The organism is Thermomonas beijingensis, from assembly GCF_020034655.1.
In the GTDB taxonomy this organism is placed as follows: Bacteria; Pseudomonadota; Gammaproteobacteria; order Xanthomonadales; family Xanthomonadaceae; genus Thermomonas; species Thermomonas beijingensis.
Window position 1 is genome coordinate 1 of the sequence record NZ_JAIQDJ010000031.1, and the last position, 2,098, is coordinate 2,098.

The window sequence follows — 2,098 nt, forward strand, 5'->3', positions numbered from 1 at the left end:
GCGAAGCAAGCTACGGAATGCTACCGCCACCACGGTGCGCAGGTCCCCTGCGCGCTGTGGGCCAAGTACGCAAGGGCACACTTGAACCTAACAGTAAACCTATCAGGCGCAATTCAATGCAAAGCCCGCACATCCCCAAAAAATTCCGCGCTAAACCTAACACCTGAATTAAGCCGGCCCGCCCAAGGAGAACCGGTTTTTGTTGGAGCCACGAAGCGGGCTCGGCTTGAATGAATTGTTAGGCTTCTTGGCGATCATGCAGGGCACGAATACCAATTGCCACAAAGCTTGTGACCAACAGACCAAACAGAACGACAGTCAGTGGAAGTGCAGAAATAGCGTTGCCGATTGATAAATACGGAAAGCCGCTTCTTTTCGTTTCTTTGATCATGACGATTAGAAGGAGCAGTGCGAACCCAATGGCTAGTGCAAAGACAGCAAAAATTGCTATCCCAATTGCCGCGAGCAAATTATAGCTTTTGGGTCGCATGAGGAATTGCATGAGAAGCCTAACGCCTGAATTAAGCCGCGTAGCGTAGTGGAGGTGGCAGGCATGGCAAGCTTTTCCTGCCATGCCTGACGCCGGAACGAAGCGGAGTCGGCTTGAATGAATTGTTAGGTCTCCCCAGCGACCATGCTGATGGCAACCCTCTTACCAGAGCGTAACACTGTCATTTTGACGATGTCTCTGGCTTGGATGGCACTCATTTCCTTATCTAGCTTGCGTGCGGAGTTGCCAGATACAACCGCGCCATTCAAAAGCTCAATTACGTCTCCTGGCATTAGCCCCGCGCGCATTGCAGGGGATTTTTCTTTGACCTTGGTCACGACGACACGATCAAGTTTTGCGTCGAAAGCAGTAGCTTGTTTAACCGTGTAATGCACCGTGAACCCGAGAAGGACTTTTCCGGCTTCGGTGGGCATCGAGGCCGCGAGAAATGCCAAGACGAACAGGGCTTTTAGTAGAACTCTCATGGGAGACCTAACACCTGAATTAAGCCGCGCCGCGAAGCGGCGTCGGCTTGAATGAATTGTTAGCTGCGCGAATCATTTTTTAAGCAGTGCTTCAATTTTGAACATATATGCAAATACAAGCGATCCGCCAGCGATGAGGCCTGTAGTGAATAGTAAGGCGCGTGGCCAAAAGTCTGGAAATCCGGGATTCTTGCCAATTGCAAAGAGCGAAAACATGAAGACCGCAATTATTCCAACTAAAAGACCGTTAATGCCCGCAACGATGCCCCAGAGGAATGGCCACTTTTTGATAATGCGGAATTTGTCCTTCAAAGAATGCATGGCTGGACCGGCCATGCATGCACAGCCACAGGTGTAGCCACTTCCGAGGAGAATGAGTGCATCGAACTTGTTCAGATCGGGTTCCTCTTGCAAGTTCCGAGGGTGTTGGGTGCGCAGCTAACACCTGAATTAAGCCGCGCCGCGAAGCGGCGTCGGCTTGAATGAATTGTTAGGTGCCAGCCTCGGCAGGCCACACCTTGTCCACCAAGTCACCGATCTCCATGGGCTCACTGCGCCCCTCCATTGCCTTGGACCATTCTTGTGGGTTCGGAAAGCCTTGCGATACAGGCGAATCCCACAATGACGAGTTGAGCGCAAAGACGACAACGCCACCACGGGCCTCAAACGCGGGTACAGCAAGGATTGCGGCCCGAAGTTTGGCGGCGCTGGACTCTGGGAGGCCGGGCTTGAAGTCCAGCCAGACCATGGATTTTCCGCCAGGCCGGACTGCCAGGACCAAATAGCCACTTGCGGGATGCGGCTGTTCGTCAGCCAGTGCATTCTCCGCCGCAGACTGAACTGCCTTTATGTACTCAGACAGCGCCGGAACAGAAGGCGCCCGCTCCTTGAGTACGAAGTCAGGCTGCAACAGCATGATGTTCTCGGTGCGATACGGCGTAGCCGCGGATGTCGCCGAGCTGAGAAGGATGGCTGCTAGAACCGCTAGAAACTTCATGCTGGCACCTAACACCTGAGTTAAGCCGCGCCGCAACGAGGTGCAACCGAAGCGACAGCAGCCGGACGCCGAAAGATAACACGATGCCATGAAGCGGCGTCGGCTTGAACGAACTGTTAGGTTGTA

At 53.5% G+C, this 2,098-nt stretch carries 4 protein-coding genes; all 4 read right to left on the reverse strand.

What is annotated here, in order from left to right:
* Positions 1–238: 238 nt before the first annotated feature.
* Positions 239–502 (reverse strand): hypothetical protein, encoded by a 264-nt coding sequence (locus K7B09_RS12980; protein ID WP_223629886.1) that lies wholly within the window; start codon positions 500–502, stop codon positions 239–241.
* A 113-nt stretch (positions 503–615) separates the two neighbouring features.
* Entirely contained in the window at positions 616–975 is a 360-nt protein-coding gene (locus K7B09_RS12985) for a PDZ domain-containing protein (RefSeq protein ID WP_223629887.1), read from the reverse strand.
* A gap of 72 nt (positions 976–1,047) precedes the next feature.
* Positions 1,048–1,389 carry a hypothetical protein gene (locus K7B09_RS12990; RefSeq protein WP_223629888.1) on the reverse strand — a complete coding sequence of 114 codons (342 nt, stop codon included), beginning with the start codon at positions 1,387–1,389 and terminating at the stop codon, positions 1,048–1,050.
* A 76-nt stretch (positions 1,390–1,465) separates the two neighbouring features.
* The coding region (locus K7B09_RS12995) for a hypothetical protein (RefSeq protein WP_317851761.1) at positions 1,466–2,098 on the reverse strand (633 nt) is incomplete at its 5' end.